This is a genomic window from Prochlorococcus marinus subsp. pastoris str. CCMP1986, assembly GCF_000011465.1.
GTDB lineage: Bacteria > Cyanobacteriota > Cyanobacteriia > PCC-6307 > Cyanobiaceae > Prochlorococcus_A > Prochlorococcus_A pastoris.
In genome coordinates, this window is record NC_005072.1 from 745,685 (window position 1) to 772,627 (window position 26,943).

The following is a 26,943-nucleotide window of genomic DNA, read 5'->3' on the forward strand; positions in this document are numbered from 1 at the left end:
TTTTTAATTTGTCTGAACCAGTTCTTTTACACCATGGATTTTTAAAAGTTTTGTCAAAGTGCTTTTAAGTTCCTTCCTATTTACGATTACATCAACGAATCCATGTTCTAAAAGATATTCTGCTGTTTGAAAATTATCAGGTAATTTTTCTCTTAAAGTTTGTTCTATTACTCTTCTCCCCGCAAATCCAATAAGAGCTTTTGGCTCCGCCAATATTAGATCTCCTAACATCGCAAAACTAGCAGTAACTCCACCTGTAGTTGGATGAGTTAATAAAGGCATGTAAAGAAGATTTTTAGCTCTATGTTTTTTTAGTGCGCCTGATATTTTTGCCATTTGCATAAGGCTTAACATTCCTTCTTGCATTCTTGCTCCACCAGAGGCACAAACAATTAAAATTGGATAGTTTTTAATTGTTGCTGTTTCAACAATTCTCGTAATCTTTTCTCCTACTACGGATCCCATTGATCCCCCCATAAATCTAAAATCCATTACTGCTAAGGCCAAAGGCATTGAATTAACGGAGCATAAACCAGTTATTACTCCATCTTTGAGACCAGTACCCTGTTGACTCTCCTTTATTCGTTCTGAATAAGATCTCCTATCCTTAAATTTTAATGGGTCAGTGGGACTTAATGATTCATCAAACTCTTTAAATGAATCTTTGTCAGCAATTATATTTATTCTTTCATCGCTATTAATCCTATTATGATGGCCACAATTACTGCACACATTAAAATTTGAAATTAAATCTTTTCTATAAGCAACTTGCCCACATTCTGAACATTTAACCCAAAGACCATCACTTTCCTCAGGATCTTGAGATACCTTCCCAACAAATTGATCTTTTCTCCTTGCGGCAAACCAGTCGATTAAAGACACAATATCCTCTGTTTTTTTCTATTTAAGTCTAAATAAGGCCCTTTTATCAAGGAAGATATATAAATATTTGAAATTCCTAATTAGTTAAATTTTACAAATACCATAATAAGTTTATTTTCATGAATTTATGCCTTCAAAAATTAAGATTATTTTGAAGGCTTAAGTAAAAGGAACTAAAACTATCTACGAATGTTTTTTTTCTTCAATCATTTTATGGATTATTGGAGTGAGGATCAATTCCATGGCAAAACCCATTTTCCCTCCATTAACAACTATGCTCGTTGGGCTTGACATGAATGAATCATGAATCATTCCCAAAAGATATTGAAAGTCAATCCCCCATTTTTCTCTTGCCCCTTTTCTGAAATGTATTATTACAAAACTTTCATCTGGTGTAGGAATGTTTCTACATATAAAGGGATTCGATGTATCAATAGTAGGTATTCTCTGGAAATTGATATCCGTTTTACTAAATTGTGGACAAATATGATTTATGTAGTCTGGCATTCTTCTCAAAATAGTATCAACTATGGTTTCTGCTGAATAACCTCTTTCAGCATTATCCCGATGTATTTTTTGTATCCACTCTAAGTTTGTAATAGGTACAACACCAACAAGTAAGTCTGCATAGGAGGAAACATTGTATCCTTCTCCCTCAACACCACCATGTAAACCTTCGTAGAAAAGAACATCTGTTCCATTTGGAATATCTTCCCAGGGGGTGAATTGACCTGGTTCTAATGATGTTCCAAGTCTTGCATTATGTTCCTGTGCTTCTTCAGTGCTGTGAAGATAATATCTTTTTTTACCTCCACCTGATTCACCATAAATTTTAAAAAGTTCTTCTAATTTGTCAAAAAGATTTGCTTCTGGCCCGAAGTGAGAAAAATTCTCCCCTTTTGAGAGTGCTTCTGCCATTGCTTTTTTCATAGGCATTCTTTCAAATCTGTGATAACTATCTCCTTCCACAACAGCTGGAACTATATCTTCTCTTGCAAAAATATGCTCAAATGCTCTTTTTACTGTACTTGTTCCTGCACCTGATGATCCTGTTACAGCAACTACTGGATGACGTTTAGACATTTAATTAAAACAATATCCATTGATTCTGACAGGTCATATGCCAACTTTTGTTCAAGTTAAAGATATTTTTTAATTTATTAATTTTTTATTCAAATTTCTTGGATTATTTTTTCTCCAATTTCACTACAAGAAAGAACTTGGCAATTACCATTATCTAGATCTGAAGTTCTATATCCTTTCGATAAAACATTATCAATTGCTATTTCTATATCATCAGCTGCTTCTATCTCATTTAGACCAATTTTAAGCATCATTGAAGTAGACAAAGCCATTGCTATAGGATTAGCTATATTTTTTCCAGCTATATCAGGAGCGGAACCATGAACAGGTTCAAAGACTCCAGGTCCTGAATTGCTTAATGATGCTGATGGAAGCATTCCAATCGAGCCAGTTATCATTGCGGCTAGGTCACTTAAAATATCTCCAAATAAATTACTAGTTAAAATTACATCAAATTGGCCCGGATCCTTAACGAGTTGCATGGCGGCATTATCAACATACATATTACTTAAAGCTAAATCGTTTTCTTTTGACGCGACTAGTGAAACTGTATCTCTCCATAATTGGCTTACTTCTAAAACGTTTGATTTATCTACCGAACATATTTTTTTACTTCTTTGATTTGCTATCTTGATTGCAACTTCTGTAATTCTTTCTATTTCGTTTGAATCATAAACCATTGTATTGAAAGCTTTTTTAATTTTAGTTTGCGTGATCTCTCCTCTAGGCTGTCCAAAATAGATTCCACCTATTAGCTCTCTTACTACAATTAAATCTACATTTTCAATAACTTCTTTTTTAAAAGAACTTGAATCCAGTAAGGATTTTCTTATCTTTACGGGTCTAATATTAGCGAATAAATTTAATGCTTCTCTTAATTTAAGTAAACCACTTTCTGGTCTTAATTCTCTTGGTAAAGTATCGTATTTCACATCACCTACACAAGCCAAAAGTACAGCATCACTAGCTTTACATTGATCTAATGTCTCTTTTGGCGCTGGATCATTATGTTTCTCATAAGCTATACCACCAAAATATTCTTCCTTAATATCAAGATTAAAACCATACTTCTTAGACAGTTTTTTTAATATGGTTATTGAAATTTCTGATATTTCTGGGCCTATACCATCTCCAGAAAGTAGAACAACTTTATATCTTTTCATTTAGTTTTTAATTTATTAAAAGAATAATTTATTTCTTGTCTAGTTGTCTAAGCTTTTTTGCTAATTCAGGTAGTTTTTTAAAAACACTTGAACTCCTTAACCAAGATTTATTTTTCATAGCTGGGAAGCCACTAACAACTTCTCCATCTTCAATATCACAATGGATCCCACATTTTGAACTAGCTATGACATTATTCCCAACTTTCACTCTGTTATTAACTCCTACTTGTCCAGCTAGGATTACGCTATTTCCAATCACAGCTCCTCCTGCTATTCCAACTTGAGCAGCAAATGCACAATTTTTTCCTATTTTAACTCCATGACCTATTTGAACTAAGTTATCCATCTTAGTTCCTTCATCTATAAATGTATTACCAACAGATGGCCTATCAATACAACAGTTTGTCCCAATTTCAACAAAGCTCTTTATTATTACACAACCTTTTTGAGGCATTTTAATCCACTTACCATCTTGGGGAATAAAACCAAACCCTTCAGAACCTATGACAGTATTTGAATTTATTACACAATTATTTTCAATGCTTGTGTTTTCATAAATTACACAATTCGGATGAATTACATTATTATTTCCTAATCTTACGTTTCCTAAAATAGTTGTACCAGGAAAAATTTTGTTATTGTCGCCAATAATTGAATTTTCGCCAATATAAACATTAGGTCCTACATAACAATTTTTCCCTACTTTTGCAGAACTTTTGATAACAGCTGAATCGTCAATACCTGGGTTGAAATTAATTTCTTCATATAGAAAATTTAATACTTCCGCAAATGCTATTCTTGGATTCTCTACAACTATATTTGAAATATTTAGTGATTCTAGTAAACCTAATATTTCATTATTATTAGATGTAATAATTGCTGAAGCAGATGTTTTTCCTAAATTATCTTTCAATATATTATTTTCTTCTAAAAAGGATATTTGATTTTTTAATGCAATATCTATAGAAGCAGCATTTTCTATATCTATATTTTCGAATATGTTTGCTTTGATAAATTTTGATTCTCCACTTTTTATGAGATCAACTAATTTACTTAATAACATTTTTTGATTTTATTTTAGGTAAGAGCAAGAACATCCCTATGAACAACGATCATTGATGAATTAATGTTTTCTTTTTTATTTAAGATTCTTTTTAGAGAATCACTACTCATTGATGTTATACCTTTTGCAACTTCTTTCTTATTAGTATTTACAATTCTAACAGCCTGATTAACAGTAAAATCTCCTTCTACCTCTTTAACTCCTACAACTAGAAGAGAGGCACCTTTTTGCTCAATTGCAAGACAAGCACCTTCATCTAATGTTATTTGTCCAACTGTTTTAATAGCATGAGATAACCAACTTTTTTTATTACCTACTGGTTTATCAACAGGATGAAATATTGTCCCTATTTTTTTTTCATTGAAAATATTTATTAAATTATTCTCATTTCTGCCATCGGCTAATTGAACTTCTACACCTCCTTTTGTTGCTATTTCAGCAGCAATTAATTTTGTTGTAATACCACCTGTCCCCCATTCGTTATTATAATTTTGGATGTTTTTATCTTTTATAATTTTCAATTGATTACTATTAACTTCTTTTATTGGATGAGCATCTTCATTATTTCTTGGGTCTTTTGAATATAAATTTTCTATATCAGTTAATAAAATCAGCTTATTGGCATTTATGGCTAAAGCAACTAAAGCAGAAAGAGTATCATTGTCTCCATATTTAAGCTCTTCATTGGCAATAGAATCATTCTCGTTGACTATAGGTATGACATTCAGATCAATTAACTTTTGAAATGTTTTTGAAGCATTATTGAAGGATTCTCGTGAATCAAAATCAGTTTTTGTTATTAGTATTTGAGCTATATTATGACCTAGCTTTTTCATTGTCTTTTCATATAAAGTCATTAAATTAACTTGTCCCACTGCAGCTACAGCTTGAAGTGCACTGAGTTCCTTTGGTCTTGTATTCAAATTTAATTTTTTACATCCTAATCCAACCGCACCACTTGTTACGAGAATGACTTTATTGCCTTTAAAAATAAAACTTGTTAGAGATTTACATAAACTTTCTATTACTTGTTCTGTAGATTGATCCTCATTTCCTCTGAGAATACTAGTACCAATTTTTACGACCCATTTTTTCATTTTAAGAAATTAGAAATCATTTTTTCTAGGATTAATGTTAAATTTATATTTATTGGTAATCCATTTTTGCTTAATCTTTTAACTAATATTGTTTGAATATTACATCTATTTCCCACGATAATATCTGTAAAAATTCTATCTCCTATTATTGCAATATTTTTTGAGTCTTCATTCATTTCTGAAATTACATCCAAAGTAATTTTTTTTCTTGGTTTCAGAGCGTTTGATTTATATCTGATATCTAATTCCTTAGCAATCTTTCTAATTCGTTCATTAGAGGGATTATTACTAATTAAGTACATAGAGAATAATTTTTTAGATTCTTTTATCCAATTTTTTACATTTATTGGAACTATATTTGATTGGCGACTTAATAATGTACCATCAACATCTATTAATAAGCTTTTAATTCCTTCTTTTTGTAGTTTTAAATGAGATATTTCATATATAGGTAATTTAGAGTCCCAATAGATATTTACAAGAGAACTCATTATTTTAAAAACTACTCTTTTCTAACTCAGATTCTATTAAGGGTTGAACTTTATCAAATTCATCATCCTCAATTAATAATGCCCCTTGATTGATAAGTTTTCCCACGATAAAAAAAGGATCTAGAGGAATATATAATCCATATTCTTGTTCCAATAAATTAAAACTCACAAGTAATTCATATGTTTCACTTTCCTCCTCTATACCATCTTCTTCTAACTCATCATAAATTGGCTCTTCGAGTTCACCAGATACAGTTAATGTAACTGCGGATCTTATAAGTTTTAGATCATGTTCTTGTAGAACTGCATCAGCATTCTTTAAGACTTGCTCGTTTTTCTCAATTTTTTCAATTAATTCTGGCTCATCATTTTCATTAATTTTGAATAAACTGACTGGTGTATCTACGGGTGTTAATAATGCATATTCTTTTTCTTCAACCTTTACTATTTGTTCAAGATAACAAAATAGTTCATTTCCATTTGAATCATTTAAAATAAGTGTCTGTGCCTCATAATTATCTTTGGAGTTATGATCGTTCATTTTTGATTTAACTTATATAGATTTATATTAATATTATATTTGTTTATTACCCACTAATTCTTTTAACTCAGGACCTTCCTGAATCCATTGCTCAAGAATTATTTTGGCAGATAAGCTATCAATAAGTCCAGATTTATCTTTCTTTACTCCAAATCTATTTGTTGATTCCCACGTTGAGCTATGTTCATTGACGAAGGAAAAAGGAAGTTTTAATTCATTAAAAAGAAATTCACCATAAGTTTTGCAATCAAGAGCTTGAGATGTCATCCCCCCCGCCTCATCAAGTGGTAAACCAACGATAAAACCAGTTAAATTGTGTTTTTTAATGTGTTCTTTAATAATAATTATTTCGTTATTATTTCTTTCTCTCTTTAATGCAGGAAGAATATTTACCGTAATAAAAAGTGAATCACAATATGCTAATCCTATTCTTTTTAGCCCAACATCTAAACTTAATATTGACTTAGATTTGGGCTTGCAATATTTCACTTAGACTTCAAAGGAAACGGGGACGGGTAAGCGTTACCTTGTGGATTTAATTTTTCAAAAATTGATTCTAATGATTGGTTTATTTTATTAGTCTGCTTAGATTCGTTCCTAACAATAGTATTTCTAACAAGGATAATTTCTTGGTAATTATCTCTAAAACCAGAATTCTCTAAATATGTATTTAATTCAGCACTTTCTTCATAAGTCTTAATTATAGAATAAGGAGATTTTTCAAAAAATTTATTCAGAATATTTTTTAAAATAGGACTTAATCTAGCATCCCAACTTTTACCAATCGTTAATGTATAAATTTTATTATCTTGAAAATTTATATCTTTTATAATTGTGCATAAAACAGTATTGTTGTGAATTACTGCCCCGCTATTTGAATCATTTCTATCGGAAATATCTTTTTGATCAAGATCCAATATCGTCCTTATTAATGGAGATTGATTTGAACGAATAAAATTAAGTACATTTACTAAATTTAATTTGGTTATTGCTTGAAATTCATCAATAAAATAATAATTTTCATTTTTATTTTTAATGGACTTATTAATATTATTTTTACTCCACAGTTTCACCTTTTGTAATGGTTGGAACCCTAATTCTCTTGCACTTGAAATAAGGTGATTATTGTCTATATCAGAATTAATTACCCAGCTTGCAGTTTTTATATCTGTAATAGAGATTGATTTCTTTATCAATCCTAGTATCAAATCTTTTTCGGTTATTGAAGACTTTATAGTTGTTAAATTAGGCTTCGATATTCTTAAACAAGAACCCTTGAAGTTTAAAGGAAATATATTCAAATAACCTACAATTTTTTTTTCCTCTATTGCAATAATACATTTATGCTTAGTTTTTTTTAAGTTATTTAAAAAAATTTTTAAGTCTTCAAAAGTGTTTATAATTGCCATTTTAAAAAACCAATTATTTAACTTCTCACTTCTAAAATTCATTAATAGATTTAAATGACGAATATGAAGCTCCTCAAAGGTAACTTTTCTATCTTTATTAGAATTCAAAATATGATTTGAATCTTGTTTCATTTATATATTATTCCTTATTAATACTATAGGTGTTTTTTCATCAGAATTGCCTGCGGGATTAACCTTTAAGATTTCTTTTAGTAAATTATTTACTGAATTATTTGAACTGGCTAATATTTTTACACCACCAAGATCATTTACATCAACTACGGCTACTTCTACTTTAAGCTGTTTTGATAACTTATCACAAAACAATTTCGTATTTATTGGACCCATAACTATGCTTTTATCATATGGAACAACTGTTCCACTTATGTCATCAATTAGTGAGGATTCAAAACCAGTTAATCTATAAAATATCCCTTTAATTCCAATACATTTAAATAAAAAACCTAAAATTAATGAAAAGGTTATCCTCATAACACCTATTTTATCGACAAGTAATTGCATACCACAAGCGGTGGCAAGGCTACTTGTGGGATGAAAAAAATAACATAATATTTTTGAAAAAATATTGTATTCTAAGTTTTGAGGTGCAACATATCTTCCTTGCATAATTGCAAGTGGTGTTTCACCTATAGTTAAAATATCTTTCTCTCTTGTGACATTTTTGCAGTAATCCATAACAGTTTCAATTGGATTATCAAATGAGCCAAGCAAATCAGTTTTAACAGCTATAGCTTTATAACCAAGTTTTAAAGGAATTTCAATTAATTCTTTTTTATTATGACGATTTAAATTCACTAATAAACCATCTTGTTTTTTAGTAATGCCAAAATGACCGTAATTTTCCCAAAAAATCTTTAACCATATATATTTGATTTTGTTTTTTAAATCACTATTTTTAAATTTTAAAATTACTTGTATTAATAGTTCTGAATTTGCTTTTATAATTGTTGTTGGCCAATAATTATATATATTTTTTTTTATAGATCCAGAATAAATATAAATACTTTCCTCATAATCTAAATCTTTAAGATATTGATTATTTTTAGATTGAAAAAAATCTAAATCTAGATTTAGATTAGAAACCATAGTTTCTTTATGTTTACTTTTATTGATTATTTTTAAATTAATAATTACTTCACTATTTTTATCTTTATTTCTATATTTATAATCTAGGGGTAATAAAACCAAATTTGATTTGAGGGATTTATTAAAATAAAAATCTAGAAATATTTTTAAAAATAAAAATAAGAAAATAATTTTTAGAATAATCATATGTTTGTTATTTTAAAAACTCATTAGAGATCATTTTTTTTTTCTGAGATAATACTGTTGTATTCGTTAAAGCTTTCAACTGAGAATGATGTCTCATTAATGTCTATCCCTTTTAATTCTCCAATAATCTTATTTAAATCATCAATATTAACCAATCCATTCTTATCATATTTAACTTCTCCAGTGCTATCCAAAATTATAGTCTGAGGAATTAAACCATTCCAATAATAACTAGGTAGATTCGAGTCTGTTTTAGAAGAGTTACTTTGTAATTCATCTGTAGTAAGAGCAATTAAGTCAATATTATTTCTCCAAATAAGATCTAATCCAGAGATTATTGGAGCCATAGCTTTACTGTCAGAGCTGTCGTCAAGATAAAAAAATAAAACAGAGATCCTTCCGTTTTTTAATGATTCTTCAAGAGTAGTTTGAGGAGGAACTATAGCTCCATTACCTGCATATATTGGAAAAATATTTCCGTCATAGCTATTTGTATCTCTACTTGCATTAGCGGGATAAGAAGTAATAAATATTAATAAGATAAGTATTGATTGAAATAACTTCATTAAAGGAAGGAAATTTATTTAGTGCTAGATCTACCTAAACCTTGTAGGATTCCTTTCCCAACTAAACCAATAGCTTTGCCTACTACTTTTGTTAAGAAATTCACGAAAAGGTTACCAATATATTTTACAGCAATTTCTAATTGAGGAGCTATTGCATCTCTAATTTCAACTAATAAAGTAACTTGTTTTTGAAACCACTCTAAATTTTCTAGTTCTTTTTCTCTATTCTCATTTTTATAGTATCTTGTAAATTTAGAATCAATGATATCGATATATTCGCGTTTACTTTCATATAAATAGATTGGCATATAAATATTTTCATGCCATCTATTATAGTTGTTGATATTATTTCTAAATCTCTCAAAAGATCTTGTAGATTGCAATTGTGGATTTATCAGTATTGTTCTTAATTCCGGCCAGCTTGAACAAATATTAAATACTTCAGAGGCTAATAAATTACAATTTCTTATTATCCAATTAGATATTATATTTTCTAGAACAATAAATGACTCTGTTTCGTATAGAGGTAATAGTTTGCCATCAAAATCTATGGGTTCATTTTTTATTATTGGATCTATAAACATTATTGATTCATGTGACTCTCTATCTTTTTCATTGCAAGTTACTTCTTTATAAATATATTCATTAATTGAGATGGACTCGCCATTTTTTTTAACTCTGAAATAGCTTTCAGTTATATTTGATATGGTATTAAGCTTAAGTTCTTCAATAAGAGAATTAAAGTCCTCTTTATAGTCTTTTTCTTTATAATTTTCTTTTATGTTTTTTATTAAATTATCAAGTTCATCAAGCATTGTACAAATTAGACGTGAAATAAACTCTTTTTTTATACCTGACAAAATGATAGATGAATTATTAAATTCAACATCAAAATTGGTTGAAGCATACCTCTTACTAAGACGATCAAGTATTAAATCCCAAATTTCTAATGTATTTTTATCTTTTATAAAAATAGTATTAGTATTTTTATTTTCTATATTGATTTTGTTTTCAGTGTAAATAGCTTCTGAATAAAGGTCTAAGGAATTGCCCCATAGGAATATTAGGAAGGATTTGGCAGTTATTAGTTCTCTTAATCTTCCCTTTAAAATGAATTTGTAAAATTCAGGTGTTGAGTCAGAATTCACATATTTGAAAATATAATTTATTTCATTATCAATTTGTTTGAGACCAGATGATAATAATTTCTGATTAAAAGTAAGTTCTTTTTCTTTTTTAACAACTACAGAAGGATTATTTTCCAAGTCGAATACTCTCCCTCCCTCTGAGATGATATTTATAGACTCTAAAACTTTATCAACACTTGGATTTAAAAGTAAACCTTCACTATTTAAAGAGGGAGTTACTTTTGTTTTATTTAAAAGTTCACCAGAAAAAATTACAAGAATATTTGATTCATCCCACCTCTCTTTTAATTTTAATAATTCCAATCTTATGAGATCTTCAGATTGGTAATTAAGAATATTCCATATTATTAAATCTGGATTTAAATTTTTACTACTGCTATCCAGTGTGATATTTAAATTATTGTCTAATGAAGTCAACTTTAATGATAAAGATTCTGCAATTAAGCTTGGAGCAATAATTAGGATTGATTTCTTCTTAATTAATTCCAATTTTAAAACTCTACCTCTAATACAAAATTAACTAACAAATTCGTTAAAAACCAGTGCTTTATAAATATTTACTGGGTTTTCAGGCGTAATAGTCTTTATTAATTGGAATATCATTTATTCTTTCTGTAGATAAAATATTACTTGCTTCACTTATTGTAAATTTATTTTCATAAAGAGCTTTTCCTACTATTACTCCATATAGTCCAGAATCTTCAAATTTAGTTAATGATAACAAGTCTGAAATTGAACCTACACCGCCTGATGCAATAACAGGAATATCAGTAATTTCAAGAATCTTTTTTATAAAAACTTCATTAGTCCCTTCTAGAGTTCCATCGGTATTAATATCTGTAACAATAAAACTGGCAATTTTAAAAGAGGAAAATTCTTGTACTAATTCTGTGGCTAATACATCTGATTGTTTTAGCCATCCCCTTGTGCTTACTTTTCCCTCCTTTGCATCTATTCCAATAATAATTCTGCTTGGGAATTTGGTTGATAAGCTTTTAACTAGTTCTTTATTTTCTATAGCGGAAGTTCCCATAATAACCTTATCCACGCCGTAAGAAAATAATTGTTTAATCCTTTCTAGCGATCTTATACCTCCTCCAATTTGAATAGGAATATTAACTGATTTGACAATCTTTTGAATTGATTGATCATTTGTTGGAATACCGGTCTTAGCAGCATCCAGATCAACAATATGAATACATTTTGCTCCCTCATTCTCCCAGTATTTTGCTTGCTCATAAGGTTCTCTGGAGAAGTCTTTTTTCTTGTTAAAGTCACCTTTAAAAAGTCTTACACATTTACCATTCATTAAATCTATGGCTGGAATTAGTTTCATGGATTTATCCTTTTCATTAATTACTTCTTAGTAGTACTATTCATTATGTAGTTCTAACTTAGGTTACTACTTTAGTTTAGTATTTTTTGAATATGAAAATTCTTGTAATGGGTGGAACAAGATTTGTTGGCAAGTCTTTGGTGAGTAAATTGCTAAATCAAAATCATGATATTGATATTTTTACAAGGGGTAATAAAACTAATCCTGACAATACAAATTTAATAAAAGGTGATAGAAATGATATCGAATGTATTCTTAAACTAAAAAACAAAAAATATGATGTAATTTTCGATATCTCTGGTCGTGAAGTAGAGCAAACTAAACTTCTTATCGAGAATTTAGACGATTCTTTCTTTAGATATATCTATGTAAGTTCAGCTGGAGTTTATAAAGATAACTATGAATTACCTTTATCCGAGGATTCTCCGCTTGATACTAATAGTAGACACAAAGGAAAATTTGAAACTGAAAATTGGTTAGTTGAGAAAAAAATACCTTTTACAAGTTTTAGACCTACTTATATTTATGGACCTGGAAATTATAATAAAATTGAAAATTGGTTTTTTGAAAGACTATTTCATCTTAAATCAATCCCAATTCCTGCTGATGGTTCCTTGATTACTCAGTTAGGGCATGTTTCTGATTTAAGTGATGTAATGATTAAGTGTTTGGATTTTGAAAAATCTAAAAATAGTATCTATAACTGTTCTGGAGAAAGAGGAGTAACTATAAAAGGTTTAATTTATTTGTGTGCAGAAGTTTGTGGTTTAAATAAAACCGATATTTATTTAAATAAATTTGATTTTGAAAAATTAGATCCTAAATCAAGAAAGGGATTCCCAATAAGATTAAATCATTATCAAACTGATATTTCAAAAATTAAAAACGATTTAAATTGGAAACCAAAATTTGATTTACTTAGTGGTTTGAAAGACAGCTTTATCAAAGATTACCAATTTAAAAAGGACAATAAATTTGATAGAACTTCAGATAGTGTTCTTTTTAACGCGTAAATAATCTATAAAAGTTATAAGTGTCAATATAAATCCCAACCAATAAAATGTTATTCCTAAAGTAGATAATAAATCTTTTGAAAATGGTTGAAAAAATATAATTAATGCAATAAAAAAGGAGAAGGTTTTATATTTCCCAAGTTGAGAGGCAGGTAATCCATCTTTCTTAGTAGTTCTTAATGCAGATATTATTAATTCTCTAAATAATATTATTGCTAATGACCAAAAAGGGATTATTTCCATTTTACTTAGCCACAATAAAGGTATTAACAAAAATATTTTGTCTGATAATGGGTCAATAATAGCTCCAAACTTCGTTGTAAGATAAAATTTTCTTGCAAAATATCCATCAAAATAATCAGTGATGCCTCCAAGAATAATTAAAGCAAAAACAAAATTAGGTCTGTTTATTTCTAGAAATATTATTAGTGGAAATGTAAGAAATAATCGAGATATTGTTAATATATTTGGAATATTTGCTATTAATTTTTTAATATTTTTTGTTTTGTTTAGCAAAATATTTTTTATAAATAAAGTACATTTTACACTTATATTGTGTTTTAAGTTTTAACAAAATTCTAAAGATTATAAACACTTCTTCTATCTAAGAATCATTTTATTTTATATTAATAAAATATTATTTATAACTAAATGCGACCTCATAGCTTAAAGCTATCTCCAGATTCTGATTTGATTATTTGTATTAAAGAATATTCTTTATCAAATAATCTATATGGTTATGTTTCAGGTGTAGTAGGTAATCTTAGTAAGGCTTGTATTCAGTGTCCTGGCAACCAAGAAATTAGTAAATTTGAAGGTAACTTAGAAATAGTATCCCTTAATGGAAATTTTAATAATGGCGATGTCCATATTCATCTAAGCTTCGCAGATGAGGGATGTAATGTTTTTGGAGGTCATTTAGAAGAAGGCTCGATTATTAAAAAAGGGACGGACATTTTATTAGTTTCTTTTGAAAATGAGACTATTGATATCTCTAATCAAAATTTAACTAACAATCAATCACGAGTTAAAGTATATATCCTTAAAAATTGTCCTTGGTCAAAGAGAAGTCTTAGGTTACTTGATTCGTTATCTATTCCGCATGAAGCGATTTTGATCGAGAGTGACAAAGAGTTTCAAAAGGTTAATTCTTTAAGTAATCACAATACTTTTCCTCAAATATTTTTAGATGATGTTTTTTTTGGAGGATATGATGAACTATCAAAACAAGCTAAACATGATTATTTAAATTCATTTAAATAATCATGTTTAAGCTATTTGTCTCGATTTATAAGTTTTTCAGAATTTAATTCATCCTCTAGCTGCTTTATTAATCTCGCAACTAGAGTTTGAAATTCCGGCTGACATCCTTTAAATGCTGCTTTATGCCTAATTGGCTCATTTCTTGTTCTTAAATCAGTAAGCATCAATTGTAATGCATCAATATTTGGGTTTATTTTCATTGTTTTTATTTATTTTTGCATCTTTTAAATATTTTGCATAGCCTTTTTAAAAGATACTTTTTTATTCTCACTGGAACTTGTTACTTCTATTGTTTTATTAAAAGATTGTTTGTTACTTAAGGAATCTATACAACATTTTGCTACTAGTCTTCTTGGTATAGAACCTTTAAATTGTGTATCTTCTTTTGAGTAATCTATGTTCTCATCTTTTATTTTTTCAATTTCTTTTAATCCTCCAGGCCTTATGATTGTCCAATCGAAATTTTGATTTTTTAGAAAGTTCTCACCAATTTTTTTCCATATAAGAATTAAACCAAATAAGTTTAATGGGTGAAAAAATTTACCAGTACACAAAGAGCTTACTAAAATAACTCTCTTTATTCCGACTCTTTTACAACTTTGTAATTGTCTATACACCCCTAGTGCATCTACTTTTGCAGGTCCAGTTAAATCTAATGAAGCTCTTGCCCCAGTAGCAATTATTAATGCATCCACATTTTCTAAAGCCTTATCTAATGCAACTTTATTATCTAATGAAATTCTAAAGGTTTCGGTATTTTTAAGATTCTTTGGAATCTTTGAATTTTTCCTAACTATCTGCTTTACTTTTATTCCTTTCTTCACTGCTTCTTCCGTTATTCTATATCCTGTTTTACCTGAAGCTCCAGTAATCGCAATTTTCATGATAATCTATTTAATTTTATAATTATATGAGGTTTTTAAGGCTTTTTACATATAAATTTTTTTTTCCTCTTGGGATATAAAGTTCTACACATTAAGCATTTTGTACCATCACAACCTCTTGCCGTACAATGTTCCCTTCCATAGAAAATTATTTGCAAATGTAAAGTGTTCCATTCTGAGATTGGAAAAATATTTTTAAGATCTTTTTCGGTCTGCCTTACATTATCTCCATTTGTAATCCCCCATCTTTGTGATAAACGATGTATGTGTGTATCAACAGGGAAGGATGGAATATTAAATACTTGTGACATTACAACTGAAGCTGTTTTATGACCAACTCCAGGTAGTGATTCAAGCTCTTCGAATGAATTGGGAACTTGACCATGAAATTCTTCGATTATTAATTTTGATAAGAGGTAAATATTTTTAGATTTTTGGTTAGAAAGACCTAATTGTTTTATGTATTCATAAATTCTGGAAACGCCGAGTTCTTTCATTTTTTCTGGAGTATCTGCGACTTTAAATAATTCCTTAGTTAGTTCATTAACTTTCTTATCTGTAGATTGAGCACTTAATACTACTGCCACAAGCAACGTGAAAGCATTTGTGTGATTAAGGGGGATTGGAGGAGATGGATATAACTCTTTAAGTTCTTTAAGTATAATTTCTGCTCTTTCACTCTTTTTCATTTATTTAATTTTTTAAGTGATGTATAAAATTATACAAGTGATATTTATGGTGAATATTTTCTGTTAGCTTTAGTATTCTAAAGACTTAAATGTTTTAGTGGAAAAAGAGGCGTTAATAATTGATGATTTACATCATAAATATGATAATCAAAAAATTTCCAATTGGATATTAAATGCAATTAACTTAAAAATAGAAAAGGGTCAATTATTAGGACTTCTTGGACCTTCTGGTTGCGGTAAAACTACTCTTTTAAGATTAATCGCCGGATTTGAATATCCTTTAAAAGGAAAAATTATTTTAAATGATCAGGAAATTTCAAATAAAAATAGAATACTAACTCCAGAAAAAAGAAAAATAGGAATGGTTTTCCAGGATTATGCTCTTTTCCCTCATCTAACTGTTTTAGAAAATGCAATGTTTGGTTTGAAAGATAAAAAGAATAAATCAAGAGTTAATTTTCTAATAAATATTGTAGGTCTCGATAAATTTATAAATAGGTATCCACATGAATTATCAGGAGGACAAAAACAGAGACTTGCTATTGCTAGAGCTTTAGCTCCGGGAACAAATTTTATATTATTAGATGAACCATTTTGTAGTTTGGATATACACGTAAAATTAAAATTAAGAAGTGAACTTCCAAATATCCTTAGAAGTTGCAATGCAAGTGGATTAATGGTTACTCATGATCCTGAAGAGGCCATGTCTATATGCGACAAGGTTGCTGTGATGAATGAAGGGAAAATACATCAAGTTGATTCACCTTTAAAACTTTTAGAAAACCCTAAAACAATTTTTGTAAGTAGTTTTATTCTGGGCAATAATATTCTTAATCTCAAAAAAAAAGAAAACTCTTTTTCATGTTGTATAGGTGAAATAAATACTTCTTCTTTGGAGGGTAAAAATAATATCAAATTTATTTCTATTCCCCAGAAATTTATTTCTATTAAAAGTTCTGTAGATGGCGATGCAAAAATAGTTTCAAAAGAATTTATGGGTGAATATTTTATGTATAAACTATCGCTTAAAGAAGAAACATTAAGGGTCAGAACTAACATTAATGATGACCTTAATGTTGGAGATAATTGTTTTTTAAGTATAGATAAAGATTGTTTCTGTTTTTTATATCCTGGAGCACATAAGATCTTTATTTAATTAAATTTTATAGGCAATTACACTTGCCTCCTTTCCAGTTTGAACATTTTTTCTTTTTACATTTCTTTTTTTTGTTTGCATATAATTTATTAATTAGTAGAAATTCAGAATAATCTTTTCCTAAATTCATTTTATTGATATTGCTATTGATATTCATTATCATATTCACTCATATATTTTTAATCTTTTTTAAGTTACCAATTTATACAAAATGTTGTATTATTTAAATATGAATTTTAATTGATAATGACTATGAATAATTTAAAAACAAAAAAATTAGTTAATTTAGGTCCTTCTGGTAGAGCTGTTGCTCAGCCAATGGATGTTAGCTTATTGGATAACTTTTATGAACATCTAACAATGGAAAGATATGCAAATGTTCAATATTTTTCTATTTATTTATGGTTTCAAGAAAGAGATTTAGATGGCTTTGCTTCACATTTTCTAAGTGAATCTCAAGGAGAAATGGAACATGCCTATAAATTTGCTAATTATTTTATTGCTCGTGGACAAACCGTAAAATTGAAGGAATTACCTGCTCCAATTCAGACATGGGATTCTATTGAGGATATAATTTCTTATTCATTCAATATGGAAGCTGATTTAACTTCTTCGTTACAACAGTTATATTCAATTTCAGAGAGAATTTCAGATACAAGAACTAGTGTTTTCTTAGATCCAATTGTGGATGCTCAAACAAAATCTGAGGATGAATTTGCTCATATATTAGGAAAAGTTAAATTTGCAGCGAATCAGCCTTCTGCAATACTTTTAATTGATAGTGATTTAAAGAAAAAATAAATTCTTTTCTATTCTTTTTTGATCAATAGTTCTTTTACATTTCTCAACTAATAAACTAGAAAAACTAATATTTTCATTATTTCTATTTTTTAATACTTTTGCTATTGAAAATATCTCATTTAATCTTTGCGAGATATTTTTATTTTCATAAAATAATCTATCTCGCAATCCTACGTGTGAAGTGTTGAAATAAGCTTGATGAATATTCGTTATCCTGTAACTTAATGAGTCAACTTCTATTAGCAAGTTATTGATTATGGATTCAGATTTATACATATTTCGTTTATAAAGGGGAGGCTTCAATAAATGATGGGGCCACACTTACTGTCTGTGTTCCAAGTGGAGCTATTAATAACTCAGATGAACGGAGTTTTGAGATTAATCTTGTAGATGTTACCCGTGTTGAACCTATTAATTCTCCTATCCTTTCATGAGTAAGCCTAAAAGGTAATACGCACCATTGACCGCATCTTCTTCCGAGACGGTTAACTAATATTGAAAATAGAGCTTGTAGTCTTTGCTCTGCATTTCCAAGATGTCTTATTCTCAAGAGTTGAAGAGTCCATTCATTAACAGCATCAAATCCAGCATTTTCAGAAATATTAACATTACTTTGGAAGGACAAATCAGTTAACCCTTCTACACAAACACCTTCACTGCATAATAAATCAGTTCTTAATTGATCTCCTGATTGCAAGAAAGCAAGAGTCATCCCTTCTGTTTCTTCACATGGGCAATATACTCTTGCAATGCCGCTCTCAACTTCAAGACAGGTCCCCATTGGCCTCGAGGAGGGATCGATAAGAACTGACTGTCCAGTTACCATAGTTACTTTACGAACAGTTTTTGATGAATATTCTCCATAATTATGGAAATTCATATTAATTAAACTTTGATAATGAGAATTATTATCAATTATGAATCAAATTATTCTTTATTGCAATAGATTCTCATTATCATGGTTTATTTTGAATTTTTTCTTTACATTATTAAATCGAATATAATTTAAATGGGTGGAATTAATTTTAGAATTAGATATGAGTTCTAATAAAATCTGTTTAAATTGTGGCAGTTCCGATCTTGTCTCTGACAGATCATTAGGAGGTAGGATGGTCTGCTTTAAATGTGGTTCCTCTTCATTTAAAAATAATTCTTTTTCGCGCATTCAAAACAAAAAGATTATTTATTTATTAATTGTCTTGGTTATTCTATTGATTGTAGTTCTTTAGCTTTTCTGTAAACATGCCAATAGCCTTTATATTTAGCAACCTCGATATTAATATCAAATAAAATACTTAAAATTTTGCCATTTATTGTTTCGCTTTGCGTTCCATCTGCAATTATTATTCTGTCTTTCATCATTATGACCCTGTTGTATATTTCTGTAATCATTGATATATCATGAGTTACGCAAATTATTTTAGTATTTAATCTTGTTAATTCATTAATTTGATCTATTACATAGAATTTTGATTTTAAATCTAAATTAGCAATTGGTTCATCTAGAATTAATATCTCTGGATTTTTAACTAAAGCTCTAGCAATTAGAACAATTTGTTTTTCACCTTCAGATAAATGTGAAAAATATCTTTGGGATAACTTTGTTATTAACATCTTGTTAATTAGATTTTCCGCTAATAAAACATCCTTTTCAGATTTATTTAAGATTTTGCAATACTTACCATATAAACCACTAATAATTAAATCAAATACCGTTATATTTGCATTTACTCTTGCCTTAACATCCTGATTTACTGTACTGATCTTTTTTCTAAGTTCCCAAATACTAATGTGTCCTTTATTAAATAGTTTAAAAACAGTATCTTTCTTTAAAACTGGATAAATATTTCTATTTATTAATTCTAATAAAGATGACTTTCCAGAGCCATTAGGTCCAATCATAATTACATTTTCACTATATTTTAGTTTTAAATTTAAATCCTTCACTACCTCGTATTCATTTTTAAAGCAACTAATATTTTTTGCTTCAAGCCATAAATCATTAGTCACTAAAATTTGTTACTCCAGAATATGAATAACTGTATTGAACTAAGAACGAATATTAAAAGATAAAGCCAATTAAGCCATGCTGGTCGATTAACTTTTTTCATTGAAGTTATATTATGAGCAACAAAAACACGAGTGGTGCTGCATATCTTATAAATGTTTTTCTTATTATATTTATATTATTAATTACTTCCAATTTCTTAATTTCTGGAGGATATTTCAGAATTATCTCATCATAAACATTTAGTTCCTTATTTTTATTTATGTGTTTCCAAGGATTATCCTTTTCTTCAGATTTTTTATACCAATTCCAGAAATAATTAATTATTCTATCTTCACCTAGTAATTTTATCTCGTCATTTTTTATTAAGCCTAATTTTTGATTATAAGTTTGGGTTTTAAGAATCATATAATCTTCATCAAAAATTTTGTAAAAAATCTTTTTTTGAATCTCTTTGAATAATATTAAATTATTAAGGAATTTGTTTTTAAGGAATTTCCTATAATGTCTAACTATTACTCTCGCTTTATTATCTCCTAGGGGAATGTGATCAAGCACTTGCACATATCGTGAAGCGGCTGGATCTCCTTTATAGATTAAAATCCTTCCTGGCGGAATATACTTTATTCTTATAAATTCTTTTGTAGGATTATTTTTGTAGAAATATATACTTTCAATATAATTTGGATTGATATTTATTTTTTGATTAAAACTTACTAGAACATTTTTATTTACATCTTTGTCTGGAATTGTATCACCATGAACCCAAAATATATGAAGTATATCCAAATGATTTTCGATAATTCTTGACCAATCACATTTAAAATCAACTAAAACTTCTTCAGATACGGAATCTTTAACTGAAAATCCATTAGCAGTTAAATCATAATTACTAATTAATGAATCATCGTTAAATTTATTTAAATCTGTCTCTGACTTGTCAGTAAAATAAATAAAGATATAACTTTCCCTCTCTACTACTTTGAATTGAGATAAGTGAATTCTCTTTGCATAATTATCATAATTATTGTCAACAATATGACTACAGGTTATCCTATCTATATTTTGACAGTTTCCTTGAGAACTGAATCTTGCCCCATGATATGGGCATGTTAATTCACCATTAGAAATTGAACCGCCATAAAAGGAGGAACCTCTATGAGGGCAAATATTTTTGATACATCTAACATTATTGTTCTTGTCTCTAAAAAGAAGAAGAGGTTCATCAAACAATGAAAAATAATGAATTTTGTTTTTTTTAAGCTCTGTTGAAGGACAAATTGCATACCAGCCATGTAAACCTAATTTTAATTCTTTTTGTTTTTCTCTTACCTCCAAATTATCTATATTAACTACAGTTCCTTTTTTAAAAGGCTTTAAAACCGTATTAATATCTTTAGTTTTAAAAAAATTAATTTGCTTATTTTCCATAAACTAATATCTTTTTTTAATTTACTAGTTATCTTTGGGAACTATAACTCAAGTAAATAATCAATTTCTGTTATAAAAAAAATTCTCTATCATTTGTAGCAATATTTGGAGAAGAAATATTAGATTATCATCCTCTTAACTAATAAAGTATCTTTTAATCGTTTGAAAAGTAAATTTTGTTCTATTCTTGTGTTTTTCAAATAATTTTGTAGATTTTTCAAAATTTTGTCAAATATTTTATTTTCTAAATAACCTTATATAACTTAAATAATTTTTTCTATACCAATGAATTATCAAGTTTTAATGAATGCGATTGTTTAATAATTATTGTTAATGTAAATTAAATCAATAATATTTGGTTTTCAATGTTTAAAAATATTTTTAATATTCTTTTATTATTTCTTTTCTTGATATTCGATACCCCTGCTTATCCTATTGACTCTTCACAAAAGGCTATTGAAAAATATTCTTTAAAGATTTCCAGTAAGTTTGCAAATACTTATTGTAACTCGATAAAATTTGGTATTTCCAAGGATGGGGCGTTGAGATTTTCAATAGGAGAGACAAATAAAGAATTTTCTTATAGTAAATTAAATAAATTTATTGACTATGAACTTCTTAATAAAAATATTCTTCTAAGCCTAAAAAATAATTGCAAGATATTCGACTTCCCTGAATATGAATTAGACAAATTGGCATTTAAAAACTAAATTTTAAATATTTCCTAAAATAAAGCTTTATTTCTTCCCTATCCAATCATTTGGTTTCTCCATCATCCAGTCAAAAACGCCTTTTGCATCAAGATTTCTTGAGGCAATTATGAATAATATTGGAAATAATAAAGACACTATTCCGATTACAAATATTTCTAATTTTCCAATTCCAATTTCAGAAAATGTTAAAGCAAAAATTTTAATCATTTTTTGATTGTATTACTAATTTCGTGACTGGCAATAGTTGATAAATCAATATTAGAATAATTTATGTTTATGAAAATTATATTACTAAATTATGGCTAAATTTAAATTTAATATTTTGTATAAAGTAACTATTTAACAAGTCATATTATTTAAATAAATTATATGAAGAGTTTAATTTTTAATGACGTTTAATTCATTAACCTATTTTATTGCATCGATTTTAACATTAATGATAGTTTTCTCGTTTTCTAAAATCTTTTTTAAAAGTAAAAAAAGAAGTGCAAAAAGTATTTATAAATTAATTGATGATTTAGAAAAAAAATATATTTATTAGATTTCTTCAAACTACTAATTGTAATGTTATTTAATAATTGAAAAATATTTTCATTTAGTAATTAATTTAATCAAATTCAATGCCAACTTCTTCTTTAGCATCTCTATCTAAATCAGGAAGATGTGGTTCTACCCAGTGTTCTTTATTATCGATACCTGCTGCGTTGACATAATTCATAATGTGTTGATCAACTTGCTTATATAAGTCATGAAGGTTTAAATCCATCCGAATGTCATGAGCAATTTCTGAAACTTGTTGTTCAGTTAGACAATGATCCGGATGTAATAAATCACAACAAGGAATTCTTTTTTCAATCAACTCATTTATGTTGATTTTTATTTCGTAATCTTGATGTACAGTCATTACTGTATAAGTTAATTAGTTTCAATTTTAATTACTCTTTTATTTATTTAAGTGTTCGGTTATGAAACGAAGTTGTTTGGTTTAAGAACTTTATCTTTTTCATTCATTAATTTTAATTTTTATATGAAATGACAAGAAATTTGAAAATACACTTGCATGGATATATTTTTATGTTTGATTTAAATAAAAGACATTAATTATGAAGTCATTAAGGTTCTCTAGAGAGACTAATATTTACTTGCCAAACATATTAGATAAATTTAAAAAGAAGAAATCTAGTGGAGGAGCTTTCGTTACATGGTTCCTTGTATGGTATTTTGGTTCTTCAATATTATTATTACTAAGCTTGCATTCTTATTATATGGGCTTTGCTAGATAATAATAAACGAAGTTTTAAAAAAGTTTAATTATATAAACAGGTCTTCCAAGTCCTTATATAAATCATCTTGATCTAATTGATTACTTGGAGAATCTAGTTTCTCTACCTCTACTAATGACACTTCATCTTTAGACTTGTAATAAAGATATCCAATGGCCCCGAACAAAAGAGTGAAAGGTATGATCATAATAATAATTATTGACTTGTTTTGAATATAGTGCAACACTTACTTTAGTCAAGTGCCGAACTTTTATATGCCCACAAAGAAAAGAAGAGTTGGTTTTATCCCTAGAAGCGATGTCTTGGATCTAATAAATAAATTAAGTTTTGAAAACAATTTAAGTATTTCAAAAATAATTAATATTTTAGTAGAGGAGGCACTCTACAAAAGAGGGATATTCAATATAAAAAATGGTAAAATTTTGAATTACGAAAACAAAATTAAATTTGATAATGAAAATCTAATAAAGATAAAGAATGATGACAAAGATATCTCTAATGAAATTTATAATTCTGAAAATCAAAGTGATAACGTGCCGAGTCATAAATTTATTGATAAGGAAATTTATGAAAAATTTTTAATGTTCCTTCAATTTCAAGAAGAAATGAAAAAAAGGAATTAATATAAAAGTGTTGCACTGTTCAGTACAGTTAGGTACTATTTAAGGGTACATATTTTAAAATTTAAAGTCTTTGTCGAATATTTATTTTCTGAGAATAGAAAATAAATTCAAATATTTTGAGGTCTTTTCCTTTTCCTTATCCATTTACTATGAATTTTTATACTCAGGAATTAAAGCTTAACCTTTTGCCTCCAGATAAATTATATTGTGATTTTAATCATTGGAGCTCTTTGTTTACTCAAGATATGTCCATACTTTGGGAAAAGGGACATTGTGTTCCTTTAAAGAACTTACCATCCGAAGTCTCCGATATGATTTTTCCTTATTTATTATTAGCCTTATCAGACTACAAGATTTTGAACAAAAAGAATTTAAAAGGGATTGGACTTGATAACTTATTAAACCTATGGTTTGATAAATATTCTTTGAACAAAAATGGTTATTTCCAACTTACGAGTTTAACTAGAAAAAATATAATTTAAACAATAAGGTAATTAAAGATCATTTTTATAAATTTTTTCTTCAAAAGTATTCAGTATATAGATTAGATAATTTTAAAAAGTGATTGCATAATAAATAAATTGTTAATAAAATTATCAAATGAAAAAATATTTGTAGATTTATTTATTGAAAGCGGACTAAATCCTCGTGGAGAAATGGACTTTAGTCCGCTCTATCTTTTTAGCAAAGGAAAATTTAAGTGGCAAGTTAAGTCTCAATTTTTATTTTAATGATATCTTTTAGCTCTGAATTTTGAATACAATTTTACCAAGTTAATTTTTTGATTTATTTAGGTTCAATATTTATAAATTATCATTCATTTACTTACAAATAAAATTAGTCCACGAGTAAAGATAATTGCAACCGCGAAAAGATAAATCCAAAACAATACCATACTTATCTTGTTCTCTAAATTACCTTTGTGATAATTGTCTTTCATTAATAATTAATAGAATATGATATTAAATATAAAAGGAATTCTAAAGTCCTATCAATAATTGTAACTTCCTGAAAAATCTCATTTGTTGGATATTGTCTAACTGATTTTTATCTAATTAAAGTTTTTAATTATTTTTTTGGAAATATTCCTCCGAATAAAACATTAATGAAAGTTTTAGTAAACGAAAGGTAAAAATTATTTTTTCTATTAATTAAATATTTAAAATTAGTGTTTATCGTTATTATGTTATTTTTAATTTTTACGAATTTATTATCACTAGTCAAAGTTATTTTTTTCTATTATTTCTTGAATTCAATTTAATATTTCATAAAGATAATTTTCCATTCGTTATGGTTTCTTTTCATTTAAACTTGTTTTTATTAGTAAATTTTTTTTAAATTATTATTTGCCTATTTTTTTATATACACTTCTGGATCTGAGAAATCTACTTCAATTTGTTTTAAACGTTTTTGGTAAATAACCTCGTATTTTGAATCGAAAGGATCACGGCTTTTGTATCTATTATAATTTTGTCCTTCATATTTTTCTAAGTTTATAAATTCTTCTACTTGCTTGATAAGATCTTTATAAATTGAAGCTCCTATAATTTGTTCTTGAGAAAGGTCTCTTGAATTTGAATCAACATACTCAACAATTCCTTTATATGTATAAAGCCATTGTCTCCTTATCACAGGATCGAGGGCAATAACTTCTTTAACTATAAAGTTTGTACAAAGTTTCAACTTTATCTTTAAATCTTTAATATCAGTCAAAAAATAAGGGAAGAATGTTTAGATCATTTTAGATCAGGCTTTATATAATTACTATTTTTTTTTAGGACTCTTATTTAATTATTCAAATTAAATTCTAGAGAAAACACAGAAAAAAATATTCTGTAAACTTTATTTTTGTAGCTTATAACCAAATTGAATCAATTGGTTATACGTAGATTTAATTTGTAAATGGTTTAGAGATAGACGTCTTTCTTCATTCTTTTGGACATAAAAAAAACCTTTATTGTCTAAACTTTTCTCAATTGTTACGTTTTGCTTCCCTTTATTTAGAATCCAAGGCTCTTTTTGAAAATTTTCATCTCCAAATTTGTAATCCCATGGGAAAGTTTCAGCCAATTTATTTTCTTGTGACAAGTAAGATATTTATCGAGTAAGATTCTTTAACTTTACTCTATTTTATTGTTGTTGAACTAATTGATGGCTATATATTTACTTTTTGATTTATAAGGTCTCTCCACAAACAAGCCATTATATAAGTTAGAAGTGAGCTTGAAAATATTAAAAAAAATGATGTAGTAGTCATGTTGTTATTTGTTAAAAATACATAGTTACACCGCTGTATAACCGATAGTTAAACAGAAGATAAATTTAAGTAAATCTCTTGGAACAGAGTTAATAATTAAACTAAGTTGAGACAATTTTTATGACCTTATGGTTTTGTTTAATTCAAACTTTTCAGCTTTTTCCGTTTGACACTCAGTGTCATCTTCAGGGCATTTAATTTCTGCTTTCTTGTTCATGTGATTGTTGCAACCGCCTGCCATAACTGGTAAACCACTTGTAGCTGTGAAGCCAGTCAAACATAAGAAGGTTATGTATGGAATAATTCTTGTCATCTAATTGTTACTATATGTAAACTTATTATGTTACATTTAATTCCTAACTGTGAGTAGATAGGATATTCCATTGATTTATTAATGAATTTAATTATTTGTATGTATGCTGATAGATTTTGAAAAGACTTATTTATTTGTTTTTACTATATAAGTTCTTAATAAGCAAAAAAAAAGACTTCGATAAATAATGCCGAGCCTAAGTGATGGGGATTTTTATTATTACAGAAATTTTTATATAGATCAACCCCCACAAATGGCGCAAGTCTTTTATGAATCACTACATGTTATCTCATTTTCTTTAAAAATTATTTTTTATTTTTTGGAAAGGCTTAGTGATGTTAATTAATTAGTTTTTTAAGCTCCTAATGTATAGTTAAATTTTATTATGCAATAGTAAATAATTATTTATTTATGGAAGTTTAATTTAATTGATTAAG

The 26,943-nt window shown here is 27.7% G+C and carries 35 protein-coding genes; 8 read left to right on the plus strand and 27 right to left on the minus strand.

Annotated features, from left to right (window positions below; translation table 11 throughout):
- Positions 1-3: 3 nt before the first annotated feature.
- The 13 genes from accD to hisA form a co-directional block, all read right to left on the minus strand.
- On the minus strand, positions 4-882 hold the full coding sequence (gene accD, locus TX50_RS04185; RefSeq protein WP_011132418.1) for an acetyl-CoA carboxylase, carboxyltransferase subunit beta: 879 nt from the start codon (positions 880-882) through the stop codon (positions 4-6).
- Between the two features lie 183 nt (positions 883-1,065).
- Positions 1,066-1,965: a phosphoribulokinase gene (locus tag TX50_RS04190; protein WP_011132419.1), complete on the minus strand. Its 900-nt coding sequence runs from the start codon at positions 1,963-1,965 to the stop codon at positions 1,066-1,068.
- Positions 1,966-2,054: 89 nt separating this feature from the next.
- Complete coding sequence (leuB, locus tag TX50_RS04195) at positions 2,055-3,128, minus strand: 3-isopropylmalate dehydrogenase (protein WP_011132420.1); 1,074 nt, start codon at positions 3,126-3,128, stop codon at positions 2,055-2,057.
- 28 nt (positions 3,129-3,156) lie between these two features.
- Complete coding sequence (gene lpxD, locus TX50_RS04200; RefSeq protein ID WP_011132421.1) at positions 3,157-4,191, minus strand: UDP-3-O-(3-hydroxymyristoyl)glucosamine N-acyltransferase; 1,035 nt, start codon at positions 4,189-4,191, stop codon at positions 3,157-3,159.
- 14 nt (positions 4,192-4,205) lie between these two features.
- Positions 4,206-5,288, minus strand: a complete 1,083-nt coding sequence (gene proB, locus TX50_RS04205) for a glutamate 5-kinase (protein WP_011132422.1) — start codon at positions 5,286-5,288, stop codon at positions 4,206-4,208.
- The gene (locus tag TX50_RS04210) at positions 5,285-5,779 is read right to left on the minus strand and encodes a YqeG family HAD IIIA-type phosphatase (RefSeq protein ID WP_011132423.1); all 495 of its coding nucleotides are present in this window, start codon (positions 5,777-5,779) and stop codon (positions 5,285-5,287) included. The genes proB and TX50_RS04210 overlap by 4 nt, the downstream gene beginning before the upstream one ends.
- A 4-nt stretch (positions 5,780-5,783) precedes the next feature.
- A complete protein-coding gene (locus tag TX50_RS04215) occupies positions 5,784-6,320 on the minus strand; it encodes a DUF3727 domain-containing protein (protein WP_011132424.1) in 537 nt (178 codons plus the stop codon).
- A gap of 33 nt (positions 6,321-6,353) precedes the next feature.
- A complete protein-coding gene (gene ruvX, locus TX50_RS04220; RefSeq protein WP_011132425.1) occupies positions 6,354-6,809 on the minus strand; it encodes a Holliday junction resolvase RuvX in 456 nt (151 codons plus the stop codon).
- Positions 6,806-7,861: a hypothetical protein gene (locus TX50_RS04225; RefSeq protein ID WP_011132426.1), complete on the minus strand. Its 1,056-nt coding sequence runs from the start codon at positions 7,859-7,861 to the stop codon at positions 6,806-6,808. Before TX50_RS04225 ends, ruvX begins: the two co-directional genes overlap by 4 nt.
- Complete coding sequence (locus TX50_RS04230) at positions 7,862-9,022, minus strand: hypothetical protein (protein WP_011132427.1); 1,161 nt, start codon at positions 9,020-9,022, stop codon at positions 7,862-7,864. It abuts the gene before it with no gap.
- Between the two features lie 23 nt (positions 9,023-9,045).
- On the minus strand, positions 9,046-9,588 hold the full coding sequence (locus TX50_RS04235) for a thylakoid membrane photosystem I accumulation factor (protein ID WP_011132428.1): 543 nt from the start codon (positions 9,586-9,588) through the stop codon (positions 9,046-9,048).
- 14 nt (positions 9,589-9,602) lie between these two features.
- Positions 9,603-11,225 carry a DUF3685 domain-containing protein gene (locus tag TX50_RS04240; RefSeq protein WP_011132429.1) on the minus strand — a complete coding sequence of 541 codons (1,623 nt, stop codon included), beginning with the start codon at positions 11,223-11,225 and terminating at the stop codon, positions 9,603-9,605.
- A gap of 79 nt (positions 11,226-11,304) precedes the next feature.
- Positions 11,305-12,072: a 1-(5-phosphoribosyl)-5-[(5-phosphoribosylamino)methylideneamino]imidazole-4-carboxamide isomerase gene (gene hisA, locus TX50_RS04245; protein ID WP_011132430.1), complete on the minus strand. Its 768-nt coding sequence runs from the start codon at positions 12,070-12,072 to the stop codon at positions 11,305-11,307.
- Positions 12,073-12,164: 92 nt separating this feature from the next.
- On the opposite strand from hisA, the gene TX50_RS04250 reads away from it, so the two are divergent.
- Positions 12,165-13,085 (plus strand): NAD-dependent epimerase/dehydratase family protein, encoded by a 921-nt coding sequence (locus tag TX50_RS04250; protein ID WP_011132431.1) that lies wholly within the window; start codon positions 12,165-12,167, stop codon positions 13,083-13,085.
- Here the strand turns inward: TX50_RS04250 and pgsA are convergent.
- On the minus strand, positions 13,059-13,601 hold the full coding sequence (gene pgsA, locus TX50_RS04255) for a CDP-diacylglycerol--glycerol-3-phosphate 3-phosphatidyltransferase (protein WP_011132432.1): 543 nt from the start codon (positions 13,599-13,601) through the stop codon (positions 13,059-13,061). The genes TX50_RS04250 and pgsA overlap by 27 nt on opposite strands.
- A gap of 135 nt (positions 13,602-13,736) precedes the next feature.
- Here pgsA and TX50_RS04260 point away from each other — a divergent pair, with 135 nt between their 5' ends.
- The gene (locus TX50_RS04260; RefSeq protein ID WP_011132433.1) at positions 13,737-14,348 is read left to right on the plus strand and encodes a PCC domain-containing protein; all 612 of its coding nucleotides are present in this window, start codon (positions 13,737-13,739) and stop codon (positions 14,346-14,348) included.
- An 11-nt stretch (positions 14,349-14,359) separates the two neighbouring features.
- Here TX50_RS04260 and TX50_RS04265 read toward each other — a convergent pair whose 3' ends face one another.
- The 3 genes from TX50_RS04265 to nth are packed head-to-tail and all read right to left on the minus strand — an operon-like array spanning position 14,360 to position 15,921.
- Positions 14,360-14,548 (minus strand): hypothetical protein, encoded by a 189-nt coding sequence (locus TX50_RS04265; RefSeq protein WP_011132434.1) that lies wholly within the window; start codon positions 14,546-14,548, stop codon positions 14,360-14,362.
- A 24-nt stretch (positions 14,549-14,572) separates the two neighbouring features.
- On the minus strand, positions 14,573-15,232 hold the full coding sequence (locus TX50_RS04270; RefSeq protein ID WP_011132435.1) for an SDR family oxidoreductase: 660 nt from the start codon (positions 15,230-15,232) through the stop codon (positions 14,573-14,575).
- 35 nt (positions 15,233-15,267) lie between these two features.
- Positions 15,268-15,921, minus strand: coding sequence for an endonuclease III (gene nth, locus TX50_RS04275; protein WP_011132436.1), 654 nt, complete (start codon positions 15,919-15,921; stop codon positions 15,268-15,270).
- A 97-nt stretch (positions 15,922-16,018) separates the two neighbouring features.
- Here nth and TX50_RS04280 point away from each other — a divergent pair, with 97 nt between their 5' ends.
- Both TX50_RS04280 and TX50_RS04285 read left to right on the plus strand, forming a co-directional pair.
- Positions 16,019-17,077, plus strand: coding sequence for an ABC transporter ATP-binding protein (locus TX50_RS04280; protein WP_011132437.1), 1,059 nt, complete (start codon positions 16,019-16,021; stop codon positions 17,075-17,077).
- 246 nt (positions 17,078-17,323) lie between these two features.
- On the plus strand, positions 17,324-17,878 hold the full coding sequence (locus TX50_RS04285; RefSeq protein WP_011132438.1) for a ferritin: 555 nt from the start codon (positions 17,324-17,326) through the stop codon (positions 17,876-17,878).
- Here the strand turns inward: TX50_RS04285 and TX50_RS04290 are convergent.
- From TX50_RS04290 to TX50_RS04310, 4 genes are all read right to left on the minus strand, one after another.
- Positions 17,864-18,154 carry a hypothetical protein gene (locus tag TX50_RS04290; RefSeq protein WP_011132439.1) on the minus strand — a complete coding sequence of 97 codons (291 nt, stop codon included), beginning with the start codon at positions 18,152-18,154 and terminating at the stop codon, positions 17,864-17,866. The two genes, TX50_RS04285 and TX50_RS04290, sit on opposite strands and share 15 nt — an antisense overlap.
- 7 nt (positions 18,155-18,161) lie before the next feature.
- Positions 18,162-18,758 (minus strand): helix-turn-helix domain-containing protein, encoded by a 597-nt coding sequence (locus TX50_RS04295; protein WP_011132440.1) that lies wholly within the window; start codon positions 18,756-18,758, stop codon positions 18,162-18,164.
- 323 nt (positions 18,759-19,081) lie between these two features.
- Positions 19,082-19,888, minus strand: a complete 807-nt coding sequence (locus TX50_RS04305) for an ABC transporter ATP-binding protein (protein ID WP_011132441.1) — start codon at positions 19,886-19,888, stop codon at positions 19,082-19,084.
- A 106-nt stretch (positions 19,889-19,994) separates the two neighbouring features.
- Positions 19,995-21,317 (minus strand): Rieske 2Fe-2S domain-containing protein, encoded by a 1,323-nt coding sequence (locus TX50_RS04310; protein ID WP_011132442.1) that lies wholly within the window; start codon positions 21,315-21,317, stop codon positions 19,995-19,997.
- A gap of 365 nt (positions 21,318-21,682) precedes the next feature.
- Here TX50_RS04310 and TX50_RS04315 point away from each other — a divergent pair, with 365 nt between their 5' ends.
- Complete coding sequence (locus tag TX50_RS04315; protein ID WP_011132443.1) at positions 21,683-22,027, plus strand: hypothetical protein; 345 nt, start codon at positions 21,683-21,685, stop codon at positions 22,025-22,027.
- A 27-nt stretch (positions 22,028-22,054) separates the two neighbouring features.
- Here the strand turns inward: TX50_RS04315 and TX50_RS04320 are convergent, their stop codons facing one another.
- Together TX50_RS04320 and TX50_RS04325 are read right to left on the minus strand one after the other, a co-directional pair.
- The gene (locus TX50_RS04320) at positions 22,055-22,237 is read right to left on the minus strand and encodes a hypothetical protein (RefSeq protein ID WP_036930776.1); all 183 of its coding nucleotides are present in this window, start codon (positions 22,235-22,237) and stop codon (positions 22,055-22,057) included.
- A 400-nt stretch (positions 22,238-22,637) separates the two neighbouring features.
- Positions 22,638-22,934 carry a hypothetical protein gene (locus TX50_RS04325; RefSeq protein ID WP_011132444.1) on the minus strand — a complete coding sequence of 99 codons (297 nt, stop codon included), beginning with the start codon at positions 22,932-22,934 and terminating at the stop codon, positions 22,638-22,640.
- Positions 22,935-23,133: 199 nt separating this feature from the next.
- Between TX50_RS04325 and TX50_RS04330 the strand changes: the two genes are divergently transcribed.
- Positions 23,134-23,313: a hypothetical protein gene (locus TX50_RS04330; protein WP_036930775.1), complete on the plus strand. Its 180-nt coding sequence runs from the start codon at positions 23,134-23,136 to the stop codon at positions 23,311-23,313.
- Positions 23,314-23,341: 28 nt separating this feature from the next.
- Here TX50_RS04330 and TX50_RS09650 read toward each other — a convergent pair whose 3' ends face one another.
- The gene (locus TX50_RS09650) at positions 23,342-23,500 is read right to left on the minus strand and encodes a hypothetical protein (RefSeq protein ID WP_173027981.1); all 159 of its coding nucleotides are present in this window, start codon (positions 23,498-23,500) and stop codon (positions 23,342-23,344) included.
- A gap of 67 nt (positions 23,501-23,567) precedes the next feature.
- Between TX50_RS09650 and TX50_RS04335 the strand changes: the two genes are divergently transcribed.
- On the plus strand, positions 23,568-23,936 hold the full coding sequence (locus TX50_RS04335) for a hypothetical protein (protein WP_036930773.1): 369 nt from the start codon (positions 23,568-23,570) through the stop codon (positions 23,934-23,936).
- Positions 23,937-24,085: 149 nt separating this feature from the next.
- Positions 24,086-24,418 (plus strand): hypothetical protein, encoded by a 333-nt coding sequence (locus TX50_RS04340; RefSeq protein ID WP_036930771.1) that lies wholly within the window; start codon positions 24,086-24,088, stop codon positions 24,416-24,418.
- An 868-nt stretch (positions 24,419-25,286) separates the two neighbouring features.
- On the opposite strand, the gene TX50_RS04345 is transcribed toward TX50_RS04340, so the two are convergent.
- The 3 genes from TX50_RS04345 to TX50_RS04355 form a co-directional block, all read right to left on the minus strand.
- Entirely contained in the window at positions 25,287-25,649 is a 363-nt protein-coding gene (locus tag TX50_RS04345) for a hypothetical protein (protein ID WP_036930768.1), read from the minus strand.
- 129 nt (positions 25,650-25,778) lie between these two features.
- On the minus strand, positions 25,779-26,006 hold the full coding sequence (locus TX50_RS04350) for a cytochrome oxidase (protein WP_225866777.1): 228 nt from the start codon (positions 26,004-26,006) through the stop codon (positions 25,779-25,781).
- 305 nt (positions 26,007-26,311) lie between these two features.
- Entirely contained in the window at positions 26,312-26,506 is a 195-nt protein-coding gene (locus TX50_RS04355) for a hypothetical protein (protein WP_036930765.1), read from the minus strand.
- Positions 26,507-26,943 lie beyond the last annotated feature (437 nt).

Bases quoted from the DNA above. Each gene is read 5' to 3' on its own strand.
- TX50_RS04190 (WP_011132419.1), bottom strand. From the start codon at position 1,965: ATGTCTAAACGTCATCCAGTAGTTGCTGTAACAGGATCATCAGGTGCA.
- leuB (WP_011132420.1), bottom strand. From the start codon at position 3,128: ATGAAAAGATATAAAGTTGTTCTACTTTCTGGAGATGGTATAGGCCCA.
- lpxD (WP_011132421.1), bottom strand. From the start codon at position 4,191: ATGTTATTAAGTAAATTAGTTGATCTCATAAAAAGTGGAGAATCAAAA.
- proB (WP_011132422.1), bottom strand. From the start codon at position 5,288: ATGAAAAAATGGGTCGTAAAAATTGGTACTAGTATTCTCAGAGGAAAT.
- TX50_RS04210 (WP_011132423.1), bottom strand. From the start codon at position 5,779: ATGAGTTCTCTTGTAAATATCTATTGGGACTCTAAATTACCTATATAT.
- TX50_RS04215 (WP_011132424.1), bottom strand. From the start codon at position 6,320: ATGAACGATCATAACTCCAAAGATAATTATGAGGCACAGACACTTATT.
- TX50_RS04225 (WP_011132426.1), bottom strand. From the start codon at position 7,861: ATGAAACAAGATTCAAATCATATTTTGAATTCTAATAAAGATAGAAAA.
- TX50_RS04230 (WP_011132427.1), bottom strand. From the start codon at position 9,022: ATGATTATTCTAAAAATTATTTTCTTATTTTTATTTTTAAAAATATTT.
- TX50_RS04235 (WP_011132428.1), bottom strand. From the start codon at position 9,588: ATGAAGTTATTTCAATCAATACTTATCTTATTAATATTTATTACTTCT.
- hisA (WP_011132430.1), bottom strand. From the start codon at position 12,072: ATGAAACTAATTCCAGCCATAGATTTAATGAATGGTAAATGTGTAAGA.
- TX50_RS04250 (WP_011132431.1), top strand. From the start codon at position 12,165: ATGAAAATTCTTGTAATGGGTGGAACAAGATTTGTTGGCAAGTCTTTG.
- TX50_RS04260 (WP_011132433.1), top strand. From the start codon at position 13,737: ATGCGACCTCATAGCTTAAAGCTATCTCCAGATTCTGATTTGATTATT.
- TX50_RS04265 (WP_011132434.1), bottom strand. From the start codon at position 14,548: ATGAAAATAAACCCAAATATTGATGCATTACAATTGATGCTTACTGAT.
- TX50_RS04270 (WP_011132435.1), bottom strand. From the start codon at position 15,232: ATGAAAATTGCGATTACTGGAGCTTCAGGTAAAACAGGATATAGAATA.
- nth (WP_011132436.1), bottom strand. From the start codon at position 15,921: ATGAAAAAGAGTGAAAGAGCAGAAATTATACTTAAAGAACTTAAAGAG.
- TX50_RS04285 (WP_011132438.1), top strand. From the start codon at position 17,324: ATGACTATGAATAATTTAAAAACAAAAAAATTAGTTAATTTAGGTCCT.
- TX50_RS04290 (WP_011132439.1), bottom strand. From the start codon at position 18,154: ATGTATAAATCTGAATCCATAATCAATAACTTGCTAATAGAAGTTGAC.
- TX50_RS04295 (WP_011132440.1), bottom strand. From the start codon at position 18,758: ATGAATTTCCATAATTATGGAGAATATTCATCAAAAACTGTTCGTAAA.
- TX50_RS04310 (WP_011132442.1), bottom strand. From the start codon at position 21,317: ATGGAAAATAAGCAAATTAATTTTTTTAAAACTAAAGATATTAATACG.
- TX50_RS04315 (WP_011132443.1), top strand. From the start codon at position 21,683: ATGTTTAAAAATATTTTTAATATTCTTTTATTATTTCTTTTCTTGATA.
- TX50_RS04320 (WP_036930776.1), bottom strand. From the start codon at position 22,237: ATGATTAAAATTTTTGCTTTAACATTTTCTGAAATTGGAATTGGAAAA.
- TX50_RS04325 (WP_011132444.1), bottom strand. From the start codon at position 22,934: ATGACTGTACATCAAGATTACGAAATAAAAATCAACATAAATGAGTTG.
- TX50_RS04330 (WP_036930775.1), top strand. From the start codon at position 23,134: ATGAAGTCATTAAGGTTCTCTAGAGAGACTAATATTTACTTGCCAAAC.
- TX50_RS09650 (WP_173027981.1), bottom strand. From the start codon at position 23,500: ATGATCATACCTTTCACTCTTTTGTTCGGGGCCATTGGATATCTTTAT.
- TX50_RS04335 (WP_036930773.1), top strand. From the start codon at position 23,568: ATGCCCACAAAGAAAAGAAGAGTTGGTTTTATCCCTAGAAGCGATGTC.
- TX50_RS04340 (WP_036930771.1), top strand. From the start codon at position 24,086: ATGAATTTTTATACTCAGGAATTAAAGCTTAACCTTTTGCCTCCAGAT.
- TX50_RS04355 (WP_036930765.1), bottom strand. From the start codon at position 26,506: ATGACAAGAATTATTCCATACATAACCTTCTTATGTTTGACTGGCTTC.